Source organism: Rhizobium mulingense (assembly GCF_029194105.1).
GTDB lineage: Bacteria > Pseudomonadota > Alphaproteobacteria > Rhizobiales > Rhizobiaceae > Rhizobium > Rhizobium mulingense.
Genome location: NZ_JARFVE010000014.1, coordinates 98,726 through 125,043, shown reverse-complemented (window position 1 = coordinate 125,043; position 26,318 = coordinate 98,726). Strand labels below are relative to the sequence as shown.

Sequence of the window (26,318 nt, the reverse complement as noted above, 5' to 3'; positions counted from 1 at the left end):
GCGGTCACTGCTGTTGCGGCTGCGGGCCCGGTGTTGCCGGGTTGGCAAGATCGATCGAACCCTGGTCGCCCGCCAGAAACTGCGGTCCGACCTGCCGGACCTTGTTTTGCGCAGGGTCATAGGGACGCTCCGGGACTGACGGCTGGGGTGCCGTTGGCGCAGCCGCGGTATCTTTCGCCGGCGGATTGGTGCGGATCGTGGTGATCGATCCCTGCTGCGGCGGTTCGCTCACGGCCTGCTTGCCGCGCATCTCTTCGTAATAGGCGGTGAGATTGCAGGCGCAGGCATTTTTCTCGCCGGGCGCGCGGTTCTTGTAGGCGAAGGCGTTCTGCATGGCGCTGTAGGGCGTGCCGGTTGCCACCGAAATCATGTTCGAGGCTTCGGTGCTCCTCACGTCTCGATAGAAAAGCTCGGTCTCGATGCCCGGACACATCTTGGCGCAGGTCTCAGCATCCCGGCCGAAATCGACCGAGGTGGCGTTCGAGCTGATCGGGAAGAAGCCGCCGTCGCAACTGCGCACGCAGATGGTGCTGACCGGCGAAAGCATCTCGGTCCTCGGCAGGCCGTAACGCGGGTCAACCTCTTCACCGCCGCCGAGCGGAATGAAGGTGTCGGCGCGCATCGCCTGTTCCTCGATGCTCGGGGCAAGGTCGTTGGCGCTGCGCTCGGACGGGGCGTAGAAATTCTCGCTGTTGCAGCCATTGCGCTCAAGAGCAGCCATCAGTTCGCGGCGCCCGCCGTCATCACCGCCGCCCTGGCTGCGCAGTTCGGCGCGACGATCCTGGAGATACCGGATATTATCGATCATCCGCGCTTCAGCCTGCGAGAGCTCGTCACAATAATCGGCATTCTCGCCGCCGATCACCACCATGCTGCCCGAGGTGCAGCCGTAGCTGCGCAGGTCGTTGCGGACCTTGCGCAGCTCGAGGTTCTGCTCGGCTATGGCACCGGCAAACTGGCGCGCTTCCGGGCCATTGCCGTTGCCGATCGATCGCGGCAGGTCGGCCAGGCGGCCGCGCAGGTCATCGCAGATGGCACTCGCCTGCGCGGCGACGGGCGTCGCGAAGGCAAGGAGAAGCGCAAGAGACAGGTTTCGGCGTTTCACGGCGTCGTCCCGGAATGAGCAAACGGTCGATGGGTCGAGTGCGACGTCACTTCGTCGCGCGTTTCCTCTTAGCGTGTTTCTCTTAATAAGCTCAGAGAAATTCTTAGCGTATTTTCGCGATCTTATCCAGCAGAGGCCGGCGATTCCCCGGATGGACCGCGTCGCGCCAGAAGTCGCTCGCGGACAGATCCGGTCGCGGACTGTCAGGTCTGCTTCGAGCGGGCCATTTCGGCACGCATCCAGCTTGAGTCTCCCCATGTCGACAGCCAGATCATCAGATCGGTGAGTGCGGCGACGACGGGCAGGAGCAGTGTGTGGCTCATTCCGCGTGCTGTCTGGTTTTTCTCGGCCTCCCTGAGATGAGCCAATTCTTCCTCTTGAATGGAGGCTATAAGGCCATGAAGCTCGGAGTCACCGGCCTCCAGAAAAGCCAATTGATCCTCAAGGTGACGGTGAACGGTGCTTTCGACCGCCTCGGTACAGATCCAGACCATATTACGTCCACCGAGGGCTGTCAGGAAACCGAGCAGGTAACCGCCGAGGCTCCAGAATGCCATGACGCGGCATGGCCTGGCCTTCCTGGACGGCATTGCGTCGCGAAACAGGCGGCAATGCTTGATCTCGTCGTCTCGCATTTCGCGGAGTGCGGGAATGATGTCGGGAAACAGCCTACGGGCCATCCAGATCTGTGCGCCATAGATGCGAATTGCGCCGAATTCGCCAGCATGATTGACCTTGAGAATACGACGAACGGTTACGCTTCGATCGCGCCTACCGGCATTGCTCAACGGATTGTCCATGATCGACGCTGCCCCATAGTTCACCCCTCGGCAATAGGCACCACTGCCGCTACTATCGTCAATGGTCGACACAATCGACGAGGTGCATTCCGCTTCAGGCGGCGTGCAGACCGTCGCAATTCGCGCCGGTCTGGGCGGCGCAGCAAAGGCGAGGGCGGGGCGAGAATGATAGGCATCTTCAGCGAACGCCACTCGCCTGCAACAACCGGCGGGATGCGCGAACCTCAACACGGCCTACACATCTTCGTGGACGGTTGTTACGAACCCGGTTCCCAGCACGGCGGCTGGGCATTTGTGGCCTATCGCGATGCGGTGGAAATCGCCTCCGGATTCGGTGGCGTCCGGGAGTCGGCCAACAATTCAATGGAATTGACCGCCGTCCTGAAGGCCGCCATCTGGATCAATAGCGAAGCAGCCGGCGAAGCTGCGACCATCTGGTCCGATTCCGTCTATGCCGTCAAAGGCTGCAACAGCCGGCGACATATCTGGAAAAGCAACGGCTGGAAGAAAAGCAGCCCGAATGGAAGTGCTCGAAGGCGAACGATCGACAATGCGGAACTGTGGAAGGCAGTCGATTTTCAACTATCGCAGAACGCCCTGGTGACCGTTACCTGGTGCAAAGGCCATTCCGGCATTGCCGGCAACGAACGCGCCGATGCGCTCGCGGATCAAGGGCGCCTGTCGATCCGGGCTGTCTGATATTTCTCGCCGGGTTGCGAGCAGCCGGCTTATGCCGGCTGCGATGCCTCGACGACGGCCAATGCCGCCATGTTGACGACGCCGCGGGAGGTGACGGAGGGCGCGAGGATATGGGCGGGCATGGCGGCGCCGAGCAGGATCGGGCCGACATGCAGTCCATCGGTCATCGATTTGACCACGCCGAGGGTGATGTTGGCGGCGTCGAGGTTCGGGAAGACCAGCAGGTTCGCCTCGTCGTGCAGCGTCGTGTGCGGCATGACGCGCTTGCGCAGGGCTTCGGTGATGGCGCTTTCACCGTGCATTTCGCCGTCGACCTCGAGATCGGGCGCGGCGTCGCGCACCAGCTGCAGGGCATTGCGCATCTTGGTGGCGCTTTCGGATTCGCGCGAGCCGAAGTTGGAATGCGAGACGAGGGCAGCGCGCGGGGTGATGCCGAAACGGCGGATTTCCTCGGCCGCCAGCACCGTCGCCTCGGCAATCTCTTCGGCGCTCGGATTGAAGGTGACATAGGTATCGGTGAAGAAGGTGGCGCCGCGCTGCGAGATCATCAGGCTGAGCGCGGAGAAATCACGCACGTTCGGACGCTTGCCGATGATCTGGCGCACATCGCGCAGATGCTTTTCATAGCGGCCTTCCAGGCCGCAGATCAGCGCATCGGCCTCGCCGCGCCTCAACGCCAGCGCGCCGATGACTGTCGTGTTGGTGCGCACGATGGTGCGGGCGGCTTCCGGAATGACGCCGCGGCGGCCGACGAGCGAGAAATAGAGATCGACATATTCGCGGAAGCGCGGGTCGTCTTCCGGATTGATGACCTCGAAATCCTGCAGCGGGCGAATGCGCAGGCCGTAGCGCTTGAGGCGCGTCTCGATGACCTGCGGACGGCCGATGAGGATCGGTTTGGCCAGGCCTTCCTCAAGCAGCACCTGGGCGGCGCGCAGCACGCGCTCGTCTTCGCCTTCGGAGAAGATGACACGCTTGCGCTCGGCGGCCTTGGCCGCGGTGAAGATCGGCTTCATGACGAAGCCGGAGCGGAAGACGAAGCGGTTCAGCTGATCGAAATAGGCGTCGAAATCCTGGATCGGGCGGCGGGCGACGCCGCTCTGTTCGGCAGCTTTGGCGACGGCCGGCGCGATGCGCAGGATGAGGCGCGGATCGAAGGGCGAGGGGATCAGGTAATCCGGGCCGAAGACCGGGGTCTCGCCGGAATAGGCGCGGGCGGCGACATCGGACGGCTCTTCGCGGGCGAGTGCTGCGATGGCACGCACGGCCGCCATCTTCATTTCCTCATTGATCGTCTCGGCGCCGCAATCGAGCGCGCCGCGGAAGATATAGGGGAAGCAGAGGACGTTGTTGACCTGATTGGCGAAATCCGAGCGGCCGGTGCAGATCATCGCATCCGGACGGGCCGCGCGGGCGAGATCCGGCATGATCTCCGGCGTTGGATTGGCGAGCGCCATGATCAGCGGCTTGTCGGCCATCTGTGCCAGCAGTTCCGGCTTCAGCACGCCGGCGGCCGACAGCCCGAGGAACACATCGGCGCCGCCGATGTTTTCAGCCAGTGTACGCGTGTCGCTCTGCTGGGCGTAGACGGCCTTCCACTCGTCCATCAACTCGGTGCGGCCCTGATAGACGAGGCCTTCGAGGTCATGGACCCAGATGTTTTCGCGCTTGGCGCCGAGGGTTACCAGCAGGTTCAAGCAGGCAAGAGCGGCGGCACCCGCGCCGGATGCGACGATCTTGACGTTCTCGATCGCCTTGCCGGCAAGTTCGAGCCCGTTCAGGATCGCCGCGGCGACGATGATTGCCGTGCCGTGCTGGTCGTCGTGGAAGACCGGGATCTTCATCTTTTCGCGCAGGCGCCGCTCGACCTCGAAGCATTCCGGCGCCTTGATGTCCTCGAGATTGATGCCGCCAAAGGTCGGCTCCAGCGAGCTGACGGTCGAGACCATCTGGTCGACGCTCGCCGCGTCGATCTCGATGTCGAAGACGTCGATGCCGGCGAACTTCTTGAACAGCACGGCTTTGCCCTCCATGACCGGCTTCGAAGCCAGCGGGCCGATATTGCCGAGGCCGAGCACGGCGGTGCCGTTGGAGATGACGGCGACGAGATTGGCGCGCGAAGTATATTCGGCCGCCATTTCAGGATTGTCGCGGATGGCAAGGCAAGGGGCGGCAACGCCAGGCGAATAGGCGAGCGCTAGATCGCGCTGGTTGCCGAGCGGCTTGGTCGCCTGGATCTCCAGCTTGCCGGGGCGGGGGTAGCGGTGGAAGAAGAGCGCCTGCTCGTCGAGATCGCCGCTCGTCAGGTTCTTGTCCATCTCGGATTTATCCTGGTGATCCATTGCCGCCTCCGTGCACGTCTTTTTCTGGAGTTCCCTCCATACATCAATCGGATACGGGCGACAGTATGGAAATGGGGGATGGGAGAAGTTTTCGTCGGCCGAGCGAGAGGCGGCATGGGCTCGGTTGCAGGCTGGACACTGCACAGCCCGTGCCTCATCCTGCAGAGATGCTGCCCGTTTTCGAAATCCTAGCCGCCGAGCCTACCGACGAAGAGCTAAACAAAGTCCTCGCATTGCTGTTGGACTTTAATGCTCTTCATACCGCGCATGTGATCGACCGGCCCCACCTCGGCATCGTCCTCAAAGATCCAAACACGTCCGAAATCATCGGGGGTCTCTATGCGGTGGATGAATACAATTGGCTTTTCATCAAATACGTAATTGTCCCCTCCGCGCTTAGAGGGAAGGGTTTCGGCACGAAACTGATGAATGAGGCGGAGCGCATAGCGCGTGAGCGCGCATATGTCGGCATCTTTCTCGATACGTTCGATTTTCAGGCCAAACCCTTCTATCTCAAACTTGGTTTCGAGCAGTTTGGTGAACTTGAAGGGGACGAGCAGACGCCTCGCCGGTTCTTCCTGAAGAAAGTGTTCTCCGGCGAGTGAGGACACGCGATCCCCACATGGGCGAATGGTGCGTGGCCGCCACACAAAGATTGGCCCTTCGGCAGCGCTCGCACCGAATGTAAATTCAATGAGAGTCGCTTCTCTCCTCTTGTGCCAGTCGAGAGCTAATCCTTTTGGAAAACTTGTCTGACGGCTGCAGCAAGCGCAAAATGCCGGCCGCGACGGTGCGGGGCGCCGGTCGCATGGAGGAAATCATGGACAATTTGAACCTCATGACCCTGCAAAAGGGGCAGACGATGGTCAATGACGCGGCCATGGACGCGTTTGCTGCCGGATTTCGCGGCAATCTCCTGACCAGCAAGGATACGGATTACAATGAGGCTCGGGCGATCTGGAATGCGATGATTGACCGCCGGCCAGGCCTCATCGCGCGCTGCGCGGGTGCTGCCGATGTCGTGCGTGCGGTACGGTTTGCGCGCGACAATAATCTGCTCGTTTCGGTGCGTGGCGGTGGGCACGGCATTGCTGGAAACGCCGTCTGCGAAGGCGGTGTCGTCATAGATCTCTCGCCGATGAAATCCGTGCGGGTGGATCCCGAGATACGCCGCGCGAGAATCGAACCGGGTGCCACACTTGGTGACATAGACAAGGAAACGCTGGCCTTCGGGCTGGTGCTGCCGACCGGCATCAATTCGACGACCGGGATCGCCGGCCTGACGCTCGGCGGTGGTTTCGGCTGGCTCACCCGTAAGTTCGGGCTGACGCTCGATAATCTGGTTTCGGTGGATGTCGTGACGGCCGATGGCGAGCTGGTCAAAGCGAGTGAGACGGAAAGACCGGATCTCTTCTGGGCGCTGCGTGGCGGCGGCGGCAATTTCGGCGTCGTCACCTCCTTCGAATTCCAGCTCAACCCGCTCCATTCCGAAGTACTCGCCGGATTGGTCGTGCATCCTTTCGCCGATGCGGAGAAGGTGCTGCAGGAATATCGGCGGGCGCTGGACGAGGCACCCGATGAACTGACCTGCTGGGTGGTGATGCGCCAGGCGCCGCCGCTGCCGTTCCTTCCGGCCGAATGGCACGGCAAGGAGATCGTGGTGCTCGCCATGTGCTATTGCGGAGATATCGCCGCGGGGGAAAAGGCGACGGCCAGATTGCGGGCGATCGGAAAACCGATTGCCGATGTCGTCGGTCCGGTGCCGTTTACCGGCTGGCAGCAGGCATTCGATCCGCTTCTGACACCTGGCGCGCGTAATTACTGGAAGAGCCAGGATTTCGTCTCCCTCTCGGATGCGGCGATCGACGTCCTGCTCAACGCCGTGGGCAAGCTGCCGGGGCCGGAATGCGAAATATTCATCGGCCATGTCGGCGGTGCCGCCGGCCGTATTCCCACAGAAGCCACCGCATTTCCGCAGCGCAGTTCGCATTTCGTCATGAACGTGCATGCGCGCTGGCGGGAAACCGGAATGGATGCAAGATGCATCGGCTGGGCGCGCGAACTCTTCGAGGCAACCAAGCCACATGCTGTCGGTACCGCTTATATCAACTTCATGCCGGAGGATGAGACGGATCGGGTCGAGATGGCTTATGGCGCCAATTACGCGCGTCTCGCTGAAATCAAGCTGCGCTACGATCCGAATAATCTGTTCCGCATGAACCAGAATGTGAAGCCGATGGCTGTGAGGGCCGCCTGATTGATATCGCTCGGCGACTGTCAAAACCCTTCCCGACAAGGGGGAGGGACTAAGTCGTGCGCGCCAGGTGGAGCAGACATCGGAACGATGAAATGGATCCGAGCCTCGTCTTTCCACTCAGCTGACTAGCCACCAAGCCTCGGCGCGAGCGTCACGTCGGCACCATGGACATCGCGCAGCTCGCCTTCTTGTCCAGGCAACCGGTCGGCCGCACGGTGCAGCAGGATCGACGCGTAGCCTTGCGAGCGCGTGCCCTCGATCAGCGTGATGTCGGCATTTCCGGGATTGTCGGAGCGCTCGAACCATTCGACAGTGTGGCGCAGGAAGTTCATTTCGACCGCCCGATTGGTGACGCCGTGGCCGACGATGACGACGTTGTGATCGTCATTTTCGGCGTCTCGCATGACCGTCTGGAGGAACAGGCGCACCCGCTGGGCCACGTCCGCACGGCTCTCGCCATCCGGCGGCCGTGCGTAGAATTTGCCGCTATTGCTGCGCAGCCTCGCCCATTTTTCGAATTCCTCGGGAAACTTCTGTTTCCGTTCGGCGTGGTCGTAAATTTCGGTGAAGAGACCGAAATCCTGCTCGCGCAGCAGATAATCCTCCCTGATATCGCCGACGACGCTTGCCGGCAGGGCTTCGAGCACGGCGTCCTTGCTCTGCCGCGTCCTCAGGAATGGCGAGTACCAGATGTGCAGCTTGCCGAGACCGGAACTCGGCACGGCCTGCAGATAGGCGGCGATCATACCGCCGGCCTCCAGCGCCTGCCGGTAGCCCCATTGCGTCAGCGGCACGTTGTGATCGCCGAACTGGCGGTAGGCCCGTTCGTCGATGTTGCCGAGGGATTCGCCGTGGCGAACGAGAAAGAGACGCATCAGACATCCCGCAGTGTCGGATCTGGAATCGCCATCATCATGAACGCGCACAACAGACAGGGCAAGATTGTCGCTGCGCCGTGCGGCGAGCGTCCCGCCAGCAGGGCTTTGCTGGGCTTTTCCCCAGCCTGTCATCTTCCTGAAACACGAGTCTGGTTTTGGAGGGCTATATGAAAGATGGGGCATGAGCCGTAGCTCGTGATAGACATGATGGAACCCAGACATTTCCGCACGCTCTTCATTTCCGATGTCCATCTCGGCTCGAAGGCCGCGAAGGCCGACTTCCTGCTGGATTTCCTGCGCTACCACGAGGCGGATACGATCGTTCTCGTCGGCGACATCGTCGACGGCTGGCGGCTGAAGCGCAGTTGGTATTGGCCGCAGGTCTGCAATGACGTCGTCCAGAAGCTCTTGCGCAAGGCGCGCAAGGGCACGCGCGTCGTCTATATCCCCGGCAATCACGACGAGTTCCTGCGCGATTTCCCGGGCATGCACTTCGGCGGCATCGAGGTCGTCGAGCGGATGATGCATGACGGCGCCGATGGCAAGAAATACCTGATCCTGCATGGCGACGAATTCGACGTCGTTGTTCGCAATGCCCGCCTGCTCGCCTATCTCGGGGACTGGGCCTACGATACGGCCATCCGCATCAACATCCTGCTGGCGGCCGTGCGCCGCCGCCTCGGCATGCCCTACTGGTCTTTCTCGGCCTGGGCCAAGCTGCAGGTCAAGCATGCCGTCAATTTCATCGGCGAATTCGAGCGCGTCGTCGCCGAAGAGGCGCGCAAGAGCGGTGCCGACGGGGTGATCTGCGGCCATATCCACCACGCGATCATCCAGGACATGGAAGGCATCCGCTACATCAATACCGGCGATTGGGTGGAAAGCTGCACGGCGGTCGCCGAGCACGAGGACGGCACGTTCGAATTGATCACCTGGCGGACGCTCGCCAGCACCGTGCCGGCGCTGACCGCGGTCGAGTGGAACGAGGCAGAGTTGGCACCCCAGGCTGCTTGATTTCGGCTGACTTATTCCTGCCGGCCCACCCGCGCCAGTACTTTCCAGGAATTTAGCCGTTACCGTCAGGCGACAAGCCCTATTTATTTTCTAAAACGTTTCAGGAGGGCTATTTCTCGCAATAGTCGCATCCGGGATGGCGTGTTAGGACAACGTCAGTTTCCTTCAGGTCCCCCCATGATTCCCGTTCAACATTCCCCGACGAGTGAGGGAGCGCCGCCGCGCTTCCGGCTGCTCAGCGCGCTTTCCTATTGTGCGCCGCTGCTGGTCAACGGCATCGTTCTGCCGTTCTTCCCCATCTGGCTCGCGACCCACAGTTTCAGCGACCATGAGATCGGCATCATCCTTGCCTTACCCATGGTGGTCCGCGTGCTGGTGGCGCCCATCGTCGCCATGATCGCCGACCGCTTGAAGGAACGTGCCGATGTGCTGCTCTGGTCGGGCGGCCTGTCGCTGCTGACGGCGATCGCGCTCTACTGGACGACGAGTTTCTGGCCGGTGACGATCGTCTATACGCTGCAGGGGGCCACCTTCGCGCCCTATCTGCCGGTCGTCGAATCGATCGTCATCTCCGGCGTGCGCCGCTGGGGGCTCGATTACGGGTCGATGCGCGTCTGGGGCTCGATCGCCTTCATCGTGTCGACGCTCGGCGGCGGCCAGTTGATCAGCCGGTGGGGCGGCGAGATGGTGCTGCCGGTGATGGTGTTCGGCTTTACCATGACTGTCGTCATGGCGATCTTTTGTCCGCGCATCGGGCCGACGCGGCGGCGTGGCCAGCCGATCAACATTCCCGCCGCCACCGGCAGCGGCCTGCGCGAGCCGCAACTGCTGCTGCTCCTGATCGGCGTCGCCATCCAGCAGTCAAGCCATGCCGTGCTCAACGCTTTCTCGTCGATCTACTGGCATCAGCTGGGCTTTTCCGGCGCTGAGGTCGGTCTGCTCTGGAGCGCCGGTGTCGCTTCGGAGGTGACGGTATTCTTCCTGTCAAAGCGTCTCAACCGGCGCTTCAATGCCTGGACGCTGATCCGCTTCGGCTGCGCCGTCAGCGTCTGCCGCTGGATCCTTTTTCCCATGAACACGGGCCTCGCCGGTTTCTTCCTGCTGCAATGCTTCCACGGCTTTACCTACGCCTTCGTGCATACCGGCGTGCAGCGGCGAATCGTGGCGACGGTGCAGGAGACGCAGGAAGCCTCGGCCCAAGGCGCCTATTTCTTCTATGTCGGCATGGCGATGGCCCTGATGACCATCGCAGCAGGTTATCTCTATGCCTTACTCGGCGTCGTCAGCTTTTACGTCATGGCGCTGGTCGCGCTCTGTGGCCTCGGCCTCGTCATCTCGGCCTATTACCTTCAGCCCCAGAGGCTGCTTTCGGGCGGAAAAACCAGAGAAGCAACGTAGCGCAGGCCGGGCTCGCGGTCCCGGGCGAGCAGCAGCGGACCGTCGAGATCGACGAAATCGGCATTCTGGGCGAGCAGCACCGCCGGCGCCATGGCAAGCGAGGTGCCGACCATGCAGCCGATCATGATGGCGAAGCCGATCCGCTCGGCTTCCGTCTTCATCGCCAGGGCTTCGGTGAAGCCACCTGCCTTGTCGAGCTTGATGTTGATCGCGTCATAGCGGTCGGCAAGGCTTGCGAGGTCGCCGGTATGGTGGACGCTCTCGTCGGCGCAGACGAGGAGCGGGCGGTGGATCTCGGCAAGCAAGGCGTCGCGGCCGGCCGGCAGCGGCTGCTCGACGAGCGTCACGCCCGCCTCCGCGGCGATGTTGAGGTGACGCTCCAGCACCGCTTCCGGCCAGCCTTCATTGGCATCGAGGATGATTGCGGCCTCGGGCGCGGCCGCGCGGACGGCGCGGATGCGGCTTTCATCGTCGCCAGTGCCGACCTTGACCTTCAGCAGGGCGCGGCCGGCATGTTCGCGCGCCTGGGCCGCCATCACCTCCGGTTCGCCGAGCGAGATGGTATAGGCTGTCGTCAGCGGTTTCGGATCGGCAATGCCCAGTCGAGACGCGACGCTTTGGCCCGTCTGTTTCGCTTCCAGATGCCAGAGGGCGCAATCGACGGCGTTGCGGGCAGCGCCGGGCGGCATCGCCGACAGCAGGTCGCGTCGCGAGATGCCTGCCTCAATCAGCGGACGCGCGGCTTCGATCTGAGCAAGAACACTCTCCATCGTTTCGCCGTAGCGGCGATAGGGCACACATTCGCCATGCCCCTCAGCCCCTTCGTCCGTCAGCGTGCAGGTGATGACCTCGGCCTGCGTCTTTGCGCCCCGCGCGATGGTGAAGGTTCCGGCAATCGGAAAGGAATTCATCTGGATATCAAGGATGCGCGGCATTATTGCTGTCCTGCGAGCATGGAAATTGCACGTTGCTTCTGTATATTGACGCGCCGGGCGACGAACCGCTTCGCGAGTCGGCACTGTCGCTGTAAGCCTTGAAAGACACAAGTATCTTGAACGCCGAGAATCGCAACGCTGCCTCGCTTGCCGTGGACGACCAGTCCGATGGTTCGGGACAGCATGTGCGTCTGAGCGGCAACTGGCGCAGCGCCTATGTGCATCTTGTGCTGCGCGATTTCGAAAAGCTCCTGCACCAGAAGTCCGGTAACCTGACGGTCGATCTGTCTGAGATCACCGATATCGATACGGCGGGCATCTGGCTGCTGTGCCGGCTGAAAAAGGAAGCGGACGCGGCCGGGCGGACGGTCCGCTTCCAAGGCACCAATCCGCATATCGACGAAATGCTGGCGATGTTTTCCGAGGAGCCGGGCAAACCGGAGCCGGAGACGAGGGAGAAGGTTTCCGTCGCCGCGCGCATCCTCGCGCCGATCGGCAAAATGACCTACGACGTCTGGGACAATCTCGCCGCCGCCATGTATATCCTCGGCTCGGCGGTGCGCGGCGCGCAGATGAAGTTCGGCCGCGGCAGCGGCGTTTCGCCGGCTTCGATCGTCAATCAGATCGATCATATGGGCGTTCGCGCCGTTCCGATTATCCTGCTGATGTCATTCCTGATCGGGGCGATCATCGCGCAGCAGGGCGCCTTCCAGCTGCGCTACTTCGGCGCGGAGGTTTTCGTCGTCGATCTCGTCGGCATCCTGCAATTGCGCGAAATCGGGGTGCTGCTGACCTCGATCATGATCGCCGGCCGTTCCGGCAGCGCGATCACCGCCGAAATTGGCTCGATGAAGATGCGCGAGGAGATCGACGCGCTGAAGGTGATGGGCCTGAATCCGATCGGCGTGCTGATCTTCCCGCGGCTGGTGGCGCTGACCATCGCGCTGCCGCTGCTGACGGTCTTGGCGAATTTCGCCTCGCTTGCCGGCGCGGCGGCCGTCGCGTGGGGCTATTCCGGCATCACCTTCGCCAACTTCCTGGCGCGCCTGCACGAGGCGGTGACACTGTCGACCGTCCTGTCCGGCATGATCAAGGCGCCGTTCATGGCGCTCGTCATCGGTATCGTCGCCGCCGTCGAAGGGCTGAAGGTCGGCGGCAGCGCCGAATCACTCGGCCAGCACGTGACGGCCTCTGTCGTGAAGGCGATTTTCGTCGTTATCCTGATGGACGGGCTTTTTGCGATGTTTTATGCAGCGATCAACTTCTAGCATGGCGGACCGCGTGAACGAGCAAGCGATCGAAAGCGAAGGACAGGGCAGGGATGTCGTGCTTTCGGCGCGCGACGTCACCGTCGGGTTTGGCTCGAAAGTGGTGCTCGACAATCTCAACCTCGATATCTATCGCGGCGAAATCCTTGGATTCGTCGGCGCGTCGGGAACCGGCAAATCGGTGCTGATGCGCACGGTGCTGAGGCTACTGCCGCGCCGCTCGGGCACGATCAAGATCTTCGGTCAGGACTTCGACGAACTCGACGAGCCGCAGCGCAACGCGCTCGACATGCGGCTCGGCGTGCTGTTCCAGCAAGGTGCATTGTTCTCGTCGCTTACGGTCAAGGAAAATATCCAGGTGCCGATGCGCGAATATCTCGACCTGCCGCGCTCGCTGATGGATGAACTGGCGCATCTGAAGATCCGCATGGTGGGGCTCGCGGCCGATGCCGCCGACAAATACCCGTCCGAACTATCAGGCGGCATGATCAAGCGCGCCGCCCTTGCACGCGCCCTGGCGCTCGATCCTGAACTCGTCTTCCTGGACGAACCGACCTCAGGTCTCGATCCGATCGGGGCGGCCGAATTCGACGAACTGATCGCCAATCTGCGCGATAGCCTGGGACTGACCGTGTATATGGTGACGCACGATCTCGACAGCCTGTTTTCGGTCTGCGACCGTATTGCCGTGCTCGGAAAGAAGCGGGTAATGGTGGAAGGCACGATCGACGACATGCTGGCCTATGACGATCCGTGGGTACAGGCCTATTTCAAAGGTAAGCGGGCGCGGTCGATCGTGCCGCAGGACGAAGGCGCACGCCACGGCAGCAGCGGGAAGTGACCGGATAAAATGGAAACCAAAGCCAATTATACAATTGTCGGTTTTTTCACGGTGCTGGTGATCGCGGCGGCCTTCGGCTTCGTCTACTGGATGGCCGAATATGGCCGCGGCGGCCCGATGACCGAACTGATCGTGCGGATTCCCGGTTCGGCGAACGGCCTCAGCGTCGGCTCGCCGGTGCGATTCAACGGCATCCAGATCGGCTCGGTGCAGACATTGTCGATCGATGCCGACGATCCGCAATATTCGCTGGCTTTCACCCAGGTGCGCACCGATGCGCCGATCTATCCCTCGACCAAGGCCGCCCTTGAAATCCAGGGACTCACCGGGGCCGCCTATATCGAACTGTCGGGCGGCCGCAAGGGTGAGGAGAGCATCCTCAAACATGCGATCGAGAATAACAAGCGCGCCGTCATCATCGCCGACCAGTCGAGCGTCACCAATCTTCTCGCCACTGCTGACAAGATCCTCGACCGTGCCAACGACGCCGTTGGCGAGCTCCAGGGTTTCATCGAGGATTCGCGCGCTCCTCTGACCCAGACCTTCAAGAATGCCGAGACCTTCTCGGATGCGCTTGCCAAGAATTCCGACAATATCGACGCCTTCCTGCAAAGCGTCGGCGAGCTCTCCGATACGGTGAAGGCGGTTTCGGGCCGGGTCGATTCGACGCTTCAAGCTGTGGAATCGCTGGTCAAGGCGGTCGACGCCCAGAAGATCGACCACATCGTCTCGAATGCCGAAAGGATCACGGCCAACGTTGCCGATGCCTCGGGCGATCTCAGGGGCGCGATCCAGAAGTTCGATGAGACGGCCACCACGTTCAACGATTTCGGCAAGCAGGCGCAGGACACACTCGACCGCGTCGATGTACTCGTCGCCCAGATCGATCCAGCCAAGCTCAAAGGGTCGGTCGACGACATCTCGCAGGCGACCAAGGATGCCCGCGCTGCCGTCGCCTCGATCCGCGATGTCGCCAACACGGTTTCGGGACGCCAGAAAGATATCGACCAGACGATCCAGGACGTATCGCAGCTGGCCAACAAGCTGAATTCAGCCTCGACCCGCATCGACGGCATTCTCATCAAGGTCGATGCGTTGCTCGGGACCGACAATACGCAATCGATGTTCGCGCAAGCGCGCGAAACGCTGGAATCCTTCAAGAAGGTCGCCGACAATCTTAATGCGCGAATCGGGCCGATCGCCGACAATCTGCAGAAATTCTCGAGCGGCGGCTTGCGCGACGTGCAGACTCTCGTCAACGACATGCGCGGGACAGTGAACAATCTGAACGAGACGATCACCAACTTCGACCGCAATCCGCAACGCCTGATCTTCGGTGGGGACACGGTCAAGCAGTATGACGGCCGGACGCGGCGCTAACAGGGTAAGTCAGGGGTAGCCTAATATGGTCGCATCGCATCTGTTGTCGCGCCGTTCATGGATCAGGGGAACGGTGATCGCGCTGCCGCTGACGGCGCTGATTCTTTCCGGGTGCGGCACCGCTGCGAAGAACGATACCTATGACCTGGCGGGTGCCGTCGACGGCGACGGACCCGCGGCCAAATCCCGCCAGATCCTGATTGCCGGCCCGACGGCGCTAAGGTCGCTCGACAGCGAGCAGATCGTCATCCGCGTCTCGCCTTCGGAGATCCAATATCTTTCACGAGCCCAGTGGGGCGACAAGCTGCCGCGCATCGTGCAGTCGAAACTGGTCGAGGCCTTCGAAAATTCGGGCAAGCTCGGCGGCGTCGGCTTGCCGGGGCAGGGGCTGGCGATCGACTACCAGGTCGTCACCGACATCCGCTCCTTCGAGATCGATGCGTCGAGCGGCAACCAGGCAGTGGTCGAAATCTCCGTCAAGCTCCTCAACGACCGCAACGGTTCGGTGCGCGCCCAGAAGGTGTTCCGCGCCACGGCGCCGGCCGGCGGGGACAATGTTGGCTTCGTAAAGGCTCTCGACCGCGCCTTTTCCACGGTCGTTTCCGAGATTGTCAGCTGGACGCTGCGTTTAATCTGAGATGGCGTTTGGCGGGCGCTGCGGGAGACGCGGTTCTCAAGGCGGTGGCAATCTACGCTCGGCGACGGGCGCGGAGGGCCGGCTCCTGTTCAATGATCGGCGTTCGACCATCGACTGCACCGTCAAATCCATCGGCGCTGAGCGCCGGCATTTCGATATCCAATACGAAAGGCATTCCTTCGGAATTCGTCCTTGCCATCAAAGGAGAAGGCTTCGAACGAAGGGTGATTGCGTAAGACCGGCAACACCTCAAGTGGCGTTCAAATGGATTGGCCTATTTCGTCGGCTGCGCATCCGTCATCGTCGCTCCGGGCCGGCCGCCCGGTGTGGTGTACGCCGTGGCGGTTGACGACAGGGTGCTGTCCAGCAGGCCAGCCATCTTGTCGTCACGCAGGCCTGCAGTTTTTTCGCCCATGACGACGCCAACCACGCGGCGGCCACCCTTCAGCGCCGACGTCACGACATTATAGCCGGATGCGTCGGTATAGCCGGTCTTGATGCCGTCGACGCCGTCATAGCGATACATCAGGTTGTTGTGGCCGCGCAGTTTCATGCCTCGGAACTGGAAGCCGCGCATGGAAAAGAGTTTAAACTCCTCGGGGAAGTCCCGCATCAACGAGACGCCGAGGGTCGCCATATCACGTGCCGTGGTGACCTGCTCCGGGTCGGGAAGGCCCGAGGCATTCTTGAAGACCGTGTCCTTCATGCCAAGCTGGTGCGCCTTGTCGGTCATCGCTTTGGCGAAAGCCTGTTCCGAGCCGCCGAGCTGTTCGGCGATCGCAACGGCGGAGTCGTTGGCAGACAGTACGACGATGCTTTCGACTGCTTCACGCAGCGTCACCTGACGGCCGACGCCGACGGCAAGCTTGAAGGGCTCCTTGCTTTCGGCATTTTCCGACATGGTGAGCTTCTGTTCCCATGTGAGGCGTCCCTCATGCAAAGCCTCGAAAGCAAGATAGAGCGTCATCATTTTGGTCAATGACGCCGGATAGTTCAGATCGTCCTGATTGTAGGCTTCAAGGACCTGACCTGACTGCGCATCGACGACGAAACTTGCCTGGCCGGCCTCAGACTGGGCGAACGCTCCCATCAGCAAGGCGGACGAGAGCGCGGTGGCACGGAGGCGGGAGGTCGTCTTGGTCATCGGTTACTGTCTCTGTCTTTGGACGGTCGGGTGAGCTGCTGGCTAAACGCAAGCCGATCAAGAAAGTTTGTGACGAAATGAAGGACAGGCGGCAATAAAAAGGTCCTATCCACAGCGGATTGCTTTTGCGCTGCCGTCTTCGGTTTTGACAAGGGCGCTGACGGCACGTAGAAAATTCATCATGAGCATGAAGAGCGCGCTTTTTTTCTGCGAAATCAGCACCTGCCCGCAGGCTGCGATCGCGCGCGCTTTCGGCGGACGAGGTCTTCGCGTCCTGCTGTGACGTCGGGGCGCTACGGGCGTCCGGCGCGCTGCTGGACGTAAAGCCCCTCACCACGTCAATCAAGGTTGCCAGGGAGACAGGCACCGTGCTCAATATTTATCAAGTCAATTCGCTCGCCCATTGGGAAGAGCGCCAGATCCATCTGCGCGATCATATGATTGACTTCTTCTCGCAAGAGGTCCGCAGCTTTCTCAGATCGGTCAATCCAGCCTGGGATGTGCGAAGGGTCGAGGCGCCGGCGCTGATGCCGCGGTCGCTGGTTTCGAACGCCTATACGAATGCCGATATCTGGGTCCAGGAACAGCTTTCCGGCGGCGACACTGCGCTCGTGCTGAGGCCGGAGACCACGTCGTCGACCTATGCCTAGATACAGCATATTCTCGCAAACCATTCGAAGACGCGGCTGCCGCTCTGCGTCTGGCAGGCAGGCCGGTCCTATCGCCGCGAGCAGGAGCAGCCAACAAAACATATGCGGCTGAAGGAGTTCTGGCAGCTCGAATTCCAATGCGCCTTCACCGCCGACAGCGGCAATGATTATCACGCCGCCTGCCTCGAACCGGTGCGCCGCATGATCGGCTCGCTGATCCATCTTCCGACGCGGGTCGTGCTCTCCGACCGGCTGCCGGCCTATTCCGAGGTGACGATGGATATCGAGGTCGACAATGGCGACAAGTGGATGGAGGTCTGCTCGATCTCGCGCCGCACGGACTTTCCGCAGCGTTACCGATCGCAGCCAAAGAACGGAGCTGCCATCGACCACGATATCCTCGTGCTGGAAATTGCCATCGGTCTCGATCGGTGCGTTTACAATTGGGGCATAGCAGCCGATCGGTAAAAGACGGAAACCCGGACCGGATGGCCCCGGTTGCTGCGGATGACTACTTCTGCTTGTGTTGCCATACATCTCCTCTAAAAGGAAGGGATGGGACGAAGCCGGACAAGTCGGTCCGGCTTCGCTGCCGCATATTCGAAAACGGGTGAGAGACCATGCTGGTGATCTTCGGCGGCTTGCCGGGTAGTGGAAAGACGACGATAGCGCGCGCTCTCGCGAGACGGCTCGGAGCCATACATGTGAGGGTCGATACGATCGAGCAGGCGATCAGAGCGTCGGCTGACCCTTCCAATGACATCGGCCCGGCGGGTTATGTTGTCGCCTACGGCATTGCGGAGGATAATCTGACGCTCGGTAGGATAGTGATTGCCGATTCGGTCAACCCGTTGACAATAACACGCGAGGCCTGGCTGGCGGTCGCTGCACGCTCCGGCGTGATCGCGGCCGAGGTCGAGGTGATCTGTTCCGACAAGACCGAACATCGCCGCCGGGTCGAGACGCGGAAAACGGATGTGGAAGGTCTGGTCAAACCGACGTGGCAGGAAGTCGTCGAGCGAATATACGACGACTGGGGGGAGACACCGATTATTGTCGATACGGCTGCGAGGGATGTGCCAGAGATTGTTGAGGCCCTGATCGTCAAGCTGAGGACCGAGCGCCTGCTTCCGATTTGATTCGGCTGTTGCTTCCGATGCTTTATGAAAAGGCGATGTCGGCCGCGGGGCGGATTTCTACCGCCGCCTTGCCCGCGTCGAACCCGTCAAGCGTTTCGTTGTGATGGGCGACAATTTCGGAGAAGGTGAGGGTCGCCGTATCGCCTGTGGTGTGGCCGTCCGCCACCAGCGTCACGTCATAGCCGAGGGAAACGGCGCGCCTGACGGTCGTGTCGACGCAGAATTGCGACATGCAGCCGCCGATCACGAGGTGCGTGACCTCCCGTTCGTTCAGGCGTTCGGCAAGATCGGTCTCGAAGAAGGAGTCGGCGCTTTGCTTGCGAACGACGACCTCGCCTTGTCTCGGCGCAATCTCCTGGCGTAGTTCCCATCCGGGCGTGCCGACGGCCAATCGATGGCCGTTGTCGCCGTCATGCTGCACCAGCACGACCGGCGCGCCGGCCTGTCGCGCCTTTTCCTGAAGCGATGCAAGCCGAGCGACGGTCTCATCCAGCGCAGAATCGACCCGAGACTGCCGCTCGGGCGTGGCCTTCCCAAAGAGAATTGCATTCTGCACGTCGATGATCAGCAGGGCCTTGGTCATTCGCTCGCGGTTCCGGGAATAGGGAGCAGATATTGGCGGCATCATAAGTGAAGGCCGCCTGACACAGGTTCAGGCGGCTCCAGATCCAAGGCGTCGGCCAGGCTTAGCGGAGCCTGCCCGCTGCGTGGGCGAGCATGGTGTAGACCTTGCCCGTATCCGAGGTGAGGTAGGACTGGGTGACAGTCTGGTTCGGGTCGGTGCGGGCGACGTCGGCAAGCAGTTTTTCGAAATCGCCGATATAGCGATCGACGGCGGTGCGGAATTCCGGCTCGCGGTCGTATTTGCGCTTGATCTCGTCGAAGGTCTGCTGACCCTTCAGCGTGTAGAGGCGGCGGGTGAAGACGTCGCGCTCGCCGCGCTGATAACGGCGCCAGAGGTCGACCGAGGCATCGTGGTCGATGGCGCGGGCGATATCGACGGAGAGCGAATTCAGCGATTCCACGACATGGCGCGGATTGCGGCTGTCGTTGCTGCGCGTGGCCGGTGCGGCGGTTTCCGCCGGGCGGGCCGGGGCCTGGGCAGGCGCCTCGTCGGCGGCTTCGTCGCGGGAGGCGCCGCGCAGAAGATCGCTGATCCAGCCGCCGCTTTCCCGCGCCGGTTCCTGGCGGCCTGAGTCCTGGCGGGTGGGGGCCGGCTGCGGGGCGGGGCGCTGAGCGGCCACAGCCGGAGCTGACGGGGCGATTGTTCCACGCAGACCAGTCGCTTCGATTGGCGGGGGTGCCGCCGGCTGCGGCGGCTGAGCCGTGACCGGCTGAACTGGGCGCGGCGCCGGCTGCACCTGGGCAAGCGAGCGGGCGACGGGCTCGGAGATTTCAAGCTGCTGGCTCGAGCGGCCGACGAGCTGGGAGATATCCTGAAGCGCCTTGATCTGCTCGGCGACGGCGCGGCGCATGGCCGAGGCGCTTTCCTTGGCTTCCTCGGGCAAGTCGAAGGCGCCGCGTTTCAGTTCGGCGCGGGTGGCGTCGAGCTCGCTGCGGATGTCGGCGGCGGAGCGTCGGATATCCTCGGTGGCGCCGGAGAAGCGTCCGACGGCATCCTCGATCGCCTCGCGCAGCGATTCCCGCATGTGCTGAGCCGCACCGTCGGAGGCGCGGCCAGCCTCGCCGAGCATGCGCTCGACTTCCGACAACGAGGCGGTGAGGCCGCCGCGAATACGGTTGGAGAGGTCGCCGGAACGGCGCTCGACATTGGCGAAGGTGCCGTCGATCGTCGTGTTGGCTTCCTCGCCGGCGCGGGTGATCGCATCGCGCATCGTCTCGGCCGCTTCCTGGGCGCGCTTCTCGGTTTCGGTGAGAATGCGGCCGATATCGGCGAAGGAGGACTGTACACCCTGGCGCAGATTGCCGGTGACCTGGTTGGAGCGCTGCTCGGCCCGCTCGAACACGGTCTCGATCATGCCGCCGAGGCCGCGCATGGTCTTTTCGATTTCGTCGGAGCGCTGGACCAGGCTGACGGAGAGCGCCTGCAGCGCTCCTTCACGCTCCTCGAGCGTCGAGGCAAGGTTGGACTGGGCGGCACTCAGAAGCTGCGAGGCCTGAGTCAGAACCTTGGAATGTTCGTCGAAACGGCCGATGATGCCGCCGACCTGGGCCAGTGTCTGGCCTGATATGTCGGAGAGGCGGTCGACCTTGCCTTCGAGAAGCCGGGTCGAGGCGTTGACCATTTCGGCGGCCTTGGTGGCGGAGTCGGCAAAGCGCGTCGTGGTTTCGCCGAGGCGCCCGTCCACGCTCGTCAACTGCTCGGCGGCGCGGTTCATCATCATGGCCATCGCCGCGCTGCTTTCCGACATGCGCTGGACCAGACCGTTGACGTTGCCGACGAGGCTGTTCTCAATGGCGCTGACGGCATTGGCGACATTCTCGGTGCGGGCAGCAACCGCGCTGGCGAGCGCTTCGTTTTCGGCGCGCAGACGGTCGGCGCTGAGGTTGGCGGCGGCGGTGATGCGGGCGGCGGCCTGCTCGCCGGCATCGGTATAGCGATCGACGAGCGGGCGGGCCGTTTCGTCGAGGATGCGAGTCAATTCGACCGAGCGGCCGGCAAGCATCGAGTTGAGGTCGCGGGTGCGTTCCTCGAGTGTCGCGCGGATCGAGTTGCCGCGCGCCTCGAGCGCCCGGTCGATGTCGGTGAGGGTGGTATCGATCTCGCGGGTGCGTTCCTCGAGATTTGTGCGGATGGCGCTGCTGCGGGCTTCGAGGGCCCGGTCGACATCCGCCATGGTGGCGGAAATCTCGCTGCCGGCCCCCGACAGCGTCGTGCGGATGGCATCGCCGCGCGCTTCGAGAGACTGGCCGGCATCCGACAGGGCCTTGGAAATGGCATTGACCTGCGTGCCGACGATCGTCTCGGCCTCGGCGACCTTGTTGACGATGGCATTGCCGGCTTCCGAGAAAGTCTGGGCGACGGCAGCGGCCTGGGTTGCCAGACGGTTCTGGGCTTCGGCGACGCGGTTGACGATCTGCGACGAACGCTCGTCCATAGTGCGGGTGAATTCGTCGCTTTTTGCATTGAGATCCTCGGCGAATTGCTGGCCGGTCTTGCCGAGCAGTTCGGTGGTTCTCGTCGCTTCGCCTTCCATTCCCTGGGCTGCTTCGGCCACGGCGCTGCGCAGCGTCGAAGCGAGGCCGGCGGCCTTGCCTTCGATGGTACGGTTGACGGCTTCGAGGCCGACGGTCAAAGCGCGATCCATGGTCGAGAGGCGTTCCTCGATGCGCTCGTTGCCGCGGTCGAGAGTTTCGCCGAGACTTGCCGTGCGGCCCTCGATGGCCCCTGTCAGCGTGGTCGTGCGGCTGTCCAGCGTCTCGGCCAGGTTGGCGGTCCGGCTGTCGATCGCCTGGGTGAGATTTGCGGCGCTGCCTTCGAGCGTCGCCGAGATGCGTCGGGTGGCGTCGTCCCCGAGTGCGCCGAGACGGGAAATGCCGTCGGCGAGCACGCCGGACAGCTGGCTGCTGGCCGCTTCGACCTTGTCGGCAACGCCGCCGACGCCGTCACGGATGCGGCTCTCGATGGCAGTCAGGCCCGCTTCCATACGGGAACCGGTTTCTTCAAGACGTCCCGCAAGGCTTGCGACGGACTGGTCGAGATGGGCGGAAAGGCCCTGGGCGGAGCTCGAAATCGTGTTGGCCGCCTCCTGGAAGCGGCCGGCGATCTGACCGGCGCCGGCATGCATGCGATCTTCCAATGTCTGAGCGCCGGAATCGATAGCTTGACGGATCGAAGCCTCGCGGTCCTCCAGCGACATTTCGAGCATGCTGATGCTCGTCGCCACCGATGTGCCGATGCTGGTCGCCTGTTCGGTCAGCGTATCGCTGATCAGCGCATGGGCCTGGTTCAGCGACAGATCGATGGCGTTGGCGCGATCCTCAAGCGTCGTGCGGATGCGCTCATGGGCAGAATCGAGTCCGCTTTCGATGCGCGCCGCGGCCTCCTCGGCAAGGCCTCCGAGCCGCGCATGGGCATCGCTCAGGCGGCCTTCGATGCGGCCGGTCAAGCCGCCGACGAGATCCTCGAAGCGGGCGCCGCCGGCATCGAGAACGCCCGAGAGGGCTGCGCTATGCTGGGAAAGCGCATTTTCGAGCCGCTGCTGATTGTCGGCATAGGCGTTATGGATCGCATCGGTCTTGTCGGCAAAGGCGCCGGCGACGCGCGCCTCGGCACTGGCGACGGCTTCCATTATGGAATTGCTGCGGGCTTCGAGCGCGCTGTCGAAGCGGCTCTGATTGTCGTCGAGCGAAATGGCGAGCGCCATAGTCTTTTCGTCGAGCGTATCGGTGAGCCGGTCGTGGCTTGCCGTCACAGCGCCGATGATCGCGGCGGTGCGGTGCCCCAAGGCTTCCTCGATGCGAACCTGGCCCTCGTTCAACGAGGCGGCCAGCGCGCTGGCCTTTTGATCGAGCACGCCGTTCAGGCGTTCATGCGTGCCGGAGACCGCATTGGTGATCGCATCGGCACCGGAGGTCAGCGTCTCCTCGAGACGGCTCTGGCTCTCGTTCAGCGAGATGGCCAGCGCCATCGCCCGATCGTCGAGTGTCTCAGACAGCAGGTCATGGGTGGCGGAAACCGCATTGAGGAAGGATTGCGACCGTGTCTCGAGCGTGTCCTGCAGTCGCCGCTGCCCTTCGTTCAAGGAAGCGGTGAGCGCCGATGTGTTCTGGTCGAGCGTTTCGGAGATACGCTCATGCGTGCCCGACACGGCCTTGAGGAAGGTCTCGGAGCGGGTCTCCAACGTGTCTTCGAGCCGTGCCTGGCTCTCGTTGAGCGAGATGGCAAGCGTCATCGCCTTCTCGTCGAGTGTTTCGGAGAAGCGGTCGTAGGTGCCGGAAACAGCATCCATCAGGGCGGCGGAGCGGGTTTCGAGTGTATTCTCGATACGGGCCTGGGTCTCGCTCAGCGAGGCGGCAATAGCCGAAGCCTTACCGTCCAGCGCCTCGGCGAAGCGGTCGTGGGTCCCGGAGACGGCATTCAGCAGGGCTGCAGAACGGGTTTCCAGCGTGTCCTCGATACGGGCCTGGCCTTCGTTCAAGGAAATGGCAAGCGCCATCGCCTTTTCATCGAGGGTTTCGGCAAGGCGGTCACGCGTGCCGGCTATCGTGCTGAGCAGCGCTTCGGCGCGTGTCCCGAGCGCATCCTCGATGCGGGCGTGCCTCTCGTCGAGGGACGTCGTCAGGGCAACTGCCTTCGTATCAAGTGTTTCCGACAGCCGCTCATGCGTGCCCGACACGGCATTGAGGAAGGCTGCGGAGCGGGTTTCGAGCGTGTCCTCGATGCGGCTCTGGCTTTCGTTCAAGGAGATGGCGAGCGCCATTGCCTTCTCGTCGAGCGTCTCGGACAGTCGGTCATGCGTGCCGGAAACGGCGTTCAGCAGGGTGGCGGAGCGCGTTTCGAGCGTATCTTCGATCCGAGCCTGGCTCTCGTTTAGGGAAATGGCAAGCGCCATGGCCTTCTCGTCGAGCGTTTCAGCGAGACGGTCGTGAGTGCCCGTGACAGCGTTGATGATCGCATCGGAGCGGGTGGTCAGCGCTTCCTCGAAGCGGCCGTGGTGGCTGGTCAGCGCCTCGACGAGCGCGCCGCCGCGCTCTGCCATGACGCTATCGATGCGTCCATGCGCGGCGCCGAGCGCCTCGCTGATTTCGGCTGTGCGTGCCGTAAGCACACCGCTCAACGCCTCGGCGCGGCCGCCGAAGGCGGTGGTCACCTCTTGCGTGCCGGCAGCAACGGCGGCGGTCAGCTCGGTGGTCGTGGTGCGGAGCGTGTCGCGGAACTCGGCTGAGCGAGCCTGGAGATTGTTCTGCAGTTCGGAAGTGCCCGACGCAAGCGCCAGCGCGATGTCCGACGTCGCGTTCTGCAGCGCCGAGGTCAGCTCGCCGGTACGGCTAGTCAGCGCAGTGGTGATTTCTTCGCTGCGGGTGCCGAGCGTGTTTTCCAGCACCTCGTGGCCGGTGGCGAGAGCGGTGGCGAGCGCCAGCGAATGATCCGTCATCGAGGAGCCGATGCGGTCGATGCCGGAATTGAGGATGCCGTCGATCGAATCCGAGCCGCCGGTCAGCGTCTCGTTGATGCGGGCAAGGCTTTCCATCAGCTTCGTGTCGAGCGAGCCGGTGCGCTTGTCGAAAGCGCTGGTGAATTCGGCGACGCGCTCATCGAAGGCGGTCGAAAGCTGGGCGACGGTCGTCTGCAGCCGCTCTTCGAAGAAGCCGGAGCGAAGGTCGAGATCCATGACGGCGTCGTCGGCGGTGCTCTGCAGGCTCTGGCGGAAGCTTGCGCCCTTTTCGTCAAGCGCGCTGTTCAGTTTCGACAGCACGTCGTCGAGTGTGCCGCCGATGGTGCGTTCGCCCGACGTCAGGCTTTCGTTGATTTCGCGGGTGCGGGAGATCAGGATTTCGTTGAGCTGATGCGTGCGCTCGTTCAGGGCTGCGTTCAGCTTCTCGGTGCTGCTGTCCATGGTCGAGGCGCGCGTCTCGAACTGGCTGAGAAGCTTTTCGCCGTGTTCGTTGAGGTTGACGGAGAGCGCTTCGAGGCGGTTGTCGAATTCGGTGGCCAGCGCGAAGCCGGATGCGTTGAGCGTCTGGAGCAGGCTGTCGGTCTTGGCGGCGAGCAGGCTGCCCATCGACTGCAGGGCACTGTCCGATTTTTCCAGGATTGTCGCGGCGCGCGTGTCGATCAGCGAGGCGAAGGCCTCGCCCGATGTGGCGAGACGCACGGCGATCTCTTCTGTGGCAAGCGACAGTTCTTCCTTCAGTTGGTCGTGGACGCTGCCGATCGAGGTGCGGATGCGGTCGGCATGGTTGACGATCGCCTCGCGTTCGGAGCCGAGTTCATGGACAAGGCCGCGCACGCGCAATTCGTTGTCCGCATAGGAACGCTCCAGCGCGTTGACTTCGGAATGGACCAGCGTTTCCAGCTCGGAAGCGCGCGCAATCGTGCGCTCGATGCCTTCGTTCATAGCCGAAACCTCGCGGCGCACCGCCTGGCCTACGGTCATGATGCGTTCGGAGGCGATGGTTTCCGGCTCTGCCAGCCGCAAGGCCACCTCTGCCATGGAGCGGGCGGCGTTGCGCATGTCCTGGGCGCGGGAGATCATGATGGCGAAAGCGTAAAACATCATCACGGGAATGACGATGCCGACCAGGCCGGCAATGACGCCGGGCAGGGCGACGAGGTCGGCCAGCGAACGGATCTGCCAGATCTGCGGCGCGTAAAGCAGCGACATCAGGCCGAGGCCCGCCATCACCCAGAGCACGGAAAACAGGGTGGCGGTGCGCACCGACGAGCGGCTGGAAGTGCCGTCGAAAGATTTCAGGATAGAGGCGGGCGTATTGCGGCTGGCATCATTGGCGGGCGCGAAGGCCGGAGCCCTGGAAGCCTGCTCGCCGTTGGCGCCGCGGCGGTTGCGGCGCTGCGCTTCTTCCTGGGCTTGCTGATTACGCGAATTCGATGGATCAGACACATTCCCCTCCGGCGCCTCAGGCGCGTCGCCGCGGCGAGACGGCACATTATCCTTGCCGAAATCGATCTGGAGCGCTTCGTCCAATGCCTTGAACGCCTTGTCCTCTATCGACTCATTATATTTGTTATTCGCCATTCGGTTACGCCTCGTTACTGTCGGCCGGTCCGCCAGCGCTGCCCAGGCTTCCGCCTCACCCCGGAACAACTTTGCCGTTACGGCTCTCCATCCCAACCGCGGACGGATAAGCATGTCATTTCAGAGTAGATAGCCGCTTTTTCAAACGGAAGGTATCAAAACACTACCAT

The 26,318-nt window shown here is 62.6% G+C and carries 18 protein-coding genes and 2 pseudogenes; 12 read left to right on the top strand and 8 right to left on the bottom strand.

What is annotated here, in order from left to right:
* Positions 1-4: 4 nt before the first annotated feature.
* Together PYR71_RS26215 and PYR71_RS26210 are read right to left on the bottom strand one after the other, a co-directional pair.
* On the bottom strand, positions 5-1,105 hold the full coding sequence (locus PYR71_RS26215) for a DUF2865 domain-containing protein (protein WP_275621462.1): 1,101 nt from the start codon (positions 1,103-1,105) through the stop codon (positions 5-7).
* A 203-nt stretch (positions 1,106-1,308) separates the two neighbouring features.
* Positions 1,309-1,905, bottom strand: coding sequence for a demethoxyubiquinone hydroxylase family protein (locus PYR71_RS26210; protein ID WP_275621461.1), 597 nt, complete (start codon positions 1,903-1,905; stop codon positions 1,309-1,311).
* Between the two features lie 165 nt (positions 1,906-2,070).
* Between PYR71_RS26210 and PYR71_RS26205 the strand changes: the two genes are divergently transcribed.
* A complete protein-coding gene (locus tag PYR71_RS26205; protein ID WP_275621460.1) occupies positions 2,071-2,604 on the top strand; it encodes a ribonuclease H family protein in 534 nt (177 codons plus the stop codon).
* 29 nt (positions 2,605-2,633) lie between these two features.
* On the opposite strand, the gene PYR71_RS26200 is transcribed toward PYR71_RS26205, so the two are convergent.
* On the bottom strand, positions 2,634-4,946 hold the full coding sequence (locus PYR71_RS26200) for an NADP-dependent malic enzyme (RefSeq protein ID WP_275621459.1): 2,313 nt from the start codon (positions 4,944-4,946) through the stop codon (positions 2,634-2,636).
* A 65-nt stretch (positions 4,947-5,011) separates the two neighbouring features.
* Here PYR71_RS26200 and PYR71_RS26195 point away from each other — a divergent pair, with 65 nt between their 5' ends.
* Together PYR71_RS26195 and PYR71_RS26190 are read left to right on the top strand one after the other, a co-directional pair.
* On the top strand, positions 5,012-5,551 hold the full coding sequence (locus PYR71_RS26195) for a GNAT family N-acetyltransferase (protein WP_275621458.1): 540 nt from the start codon (positions 5,012-5,014) through the stop codon (positions 5,549-5,551).
* Positions 5,552-5,766: 215 nt separating this feature from the next.
* A complete protein-coding gene (locus PYR71_RS26190) occupies positions 5,767-7,203 on the top strand; it encodes an FAD-binding oxidoreductase (RefSeq protein WP_275621457.1) in 1,437 nt (478 codons plus the stop codon).
* 125 nt (positions 7,204-7,328) lie between these two features.
* Here the strand turns inward: PYR71_RS26190 and PYR71_RS26185 are convergent, their stop codons facing one another.
* A complete protein-coding gene (locus PYR71_RS26185; protein WP_275621456.1) occupies positions 7,329-8,078 on the bottom strand; it encodes a histidine phosphatase family protein in 750 nt (249 codons plus the stop codon).
* 207 nt (positions 8,079-8,285) lie between these two features.
* Between PYR71_RS26185 and PYR71_RS26180 the strand changes: the two genes are divergently transcribed.
* Positions 8,286-9,095, top strand: a complete 810-nt coding sequence (locus PYR71_RS26180; protein ID WP_275621455.1) for a UDP-2,3-diacylglucosamine diphosphatase — start codon at positions 8,286-8,288, stop codon at positions 9,093-9,095.
* A gap of 177 nt (positions 9,096-9,272) precedes the next feature.
* On the top strand, positions 9,273-10,493 hold the full coding sequence (locus tag PYR71_RS26175; protein ID WP_275621454.1) for an MFS transporter: 1,221 nt from the start codon (positions 9,273-9,275) through the stop codon (positions 10,491-10,493).
* On the opposite strand, the gene dgcA is transcribed toward PYR71_RS26175, so the two are convergent.
* A complete protein-coding gene (gene dgcA / locus PYR71_RS26170) occupies positions 10,445-11,428 on the bottom strand; it encodes an N-acetyl-D-Glu racemase DgcA (protein WP_275621453.1) in 984 nt (327 codons plus the stop codon). The two genes, PYR71_RS26175 and dgcA, sit on opposite strands and share 49 nt — an antisense overlap.
* Positions 11,429-11,526: 98 nt before the next feature.
* Between dgcA and PYR71_RS26165 the strand changes: the two genes are divergently transcribed.
* The 5 genes and pseudogenes from PYR71_RS26165 to PYR71_RS26145 all read left to right on the top strand — a co-directional run.
* Positions 11,527-12,696 carry an ABC transporter permease gene (locus PYR71_RS26165; protein WP_275621452.1) on the top strand — a complete coding sequence of 390 codons (1,170 nt, stop codon included), beginning with the start codon at positions 11,527-11,529 and terminating at the stop codon, positions 12,694-12,696.
* Between the two features lies 1 nt (position 12,697).
* Positions 12,698-13,537, top strand: coding sequence for an ABC transporter ATP-binding protein (locus PYR71_RS26160; protein ID WP_275621451.1), 840 nt, complete (start codon positions 12,698-12,700; stop codon positions 13,535-13,537).
* Between the two features lie 9 nt (positions 13,538-13,546).
* Positions 13,547-14,917, top strand: a complete 1,371-nt coding sequence (locus tag PYR71_RS26155; RefSeq protein WP_275621450.1) for an MlaD family protein — start codon at positions 13,547-13,549, stop codon at positions 14,915-14,917.
* Positions 14,918-14,942: 25 nt separating this feature from the next.
* A complete protein-coding gene (locus PYR71_RS26150; RefSeq protein WP_183913498.1) occupies positions 14,943-15,554 on the top strand; it encodes an ABC-type transport auxiliary lipoprotein family protein in 612 nt (203 codons plus the stop codon).
* A gap of 76 nt (positions 15,555-15,630) precedes the next feature.
* Positions 15,631-15,790, top strand: a pseudogene (locus PYR71_RS26145) (sensor domain-containing diguanylate cyclase); the annotation flags it as partial.
* Between the two features lie 38 nt (positions 15,791-15,828).
* Here the strand turns inward: PYR71_RS26145 and PYR71_RS26140 are convergent.
* Entirely contained in the window at positions 15,829-16,698 is an 870-nt protein-coding gene (locus PYR71_RS26140) for a D-alanyl-D-alanine carboxypeptidase family protein (protein WP_275621449.1), read from the bottom strand.
* 368 nt (positions 16,699-17,066) lie between these two features.
* Here PYR71_RS26140 and PYR71_RS26135 point away from each other — a divergent pair.
* Together PYR71_RS26135 and PYR71_RS26130 are read left to right on the top strand one after the other, a co-directional pair.
* A pseudogene (locus PYR71_RS26135) lies at positions 17,067-17,816 on the top strand (aminoacyl--tRNA ligase-related protein).
* 152 nt (positions 17,817-17,968) lie between these two features.
* Positions 17,969-18,487 carry a P-loop nucleotide/nucleoside kinase family protein gene (locus PYR71_RS26130; RefSeq protein ID WP_275621448.1) on the top strand — a complete coding sequence of 173 codons (519 nt, stop codon included), beginning with the start codon at positions 17,969-17,971 and terminating at the stop codon, positions 18,485-18,487.
* 22 nt (positions 18,488-18,509) lie between these two features.
* On the opposite strand, the gene PYR71_RS26125 is transcribed toward PYR71_RS26130, so the two are convergent.
* A complete protein-coding gene (locus tag PYR71_RS26125; protein WP_275621447.1) occupies positions 18,510-19,070 on the bottom strand; it encodes a cysteine hydrolase family protein in 561 nt (186 codons plus the stop codon).
* A gap of 103 nt (positions 19,071-19,173) precedes the next feature.
* Positions 19,174-26,148 (bottom strand): apolipoprotein A-IV repeat region-like domain-containing protein, encoded by a 6,975-nt coding sequence (locus PYR71_RS26120; RefSeq protein ID WP_275621446.1) that lies wholly within the window; start codon positions 26,146-26,148, stop codon positions 19,174-19,176.
* Between the last annotated feature and the right edge of the window lie 170 nt (positions 26,149-26,318).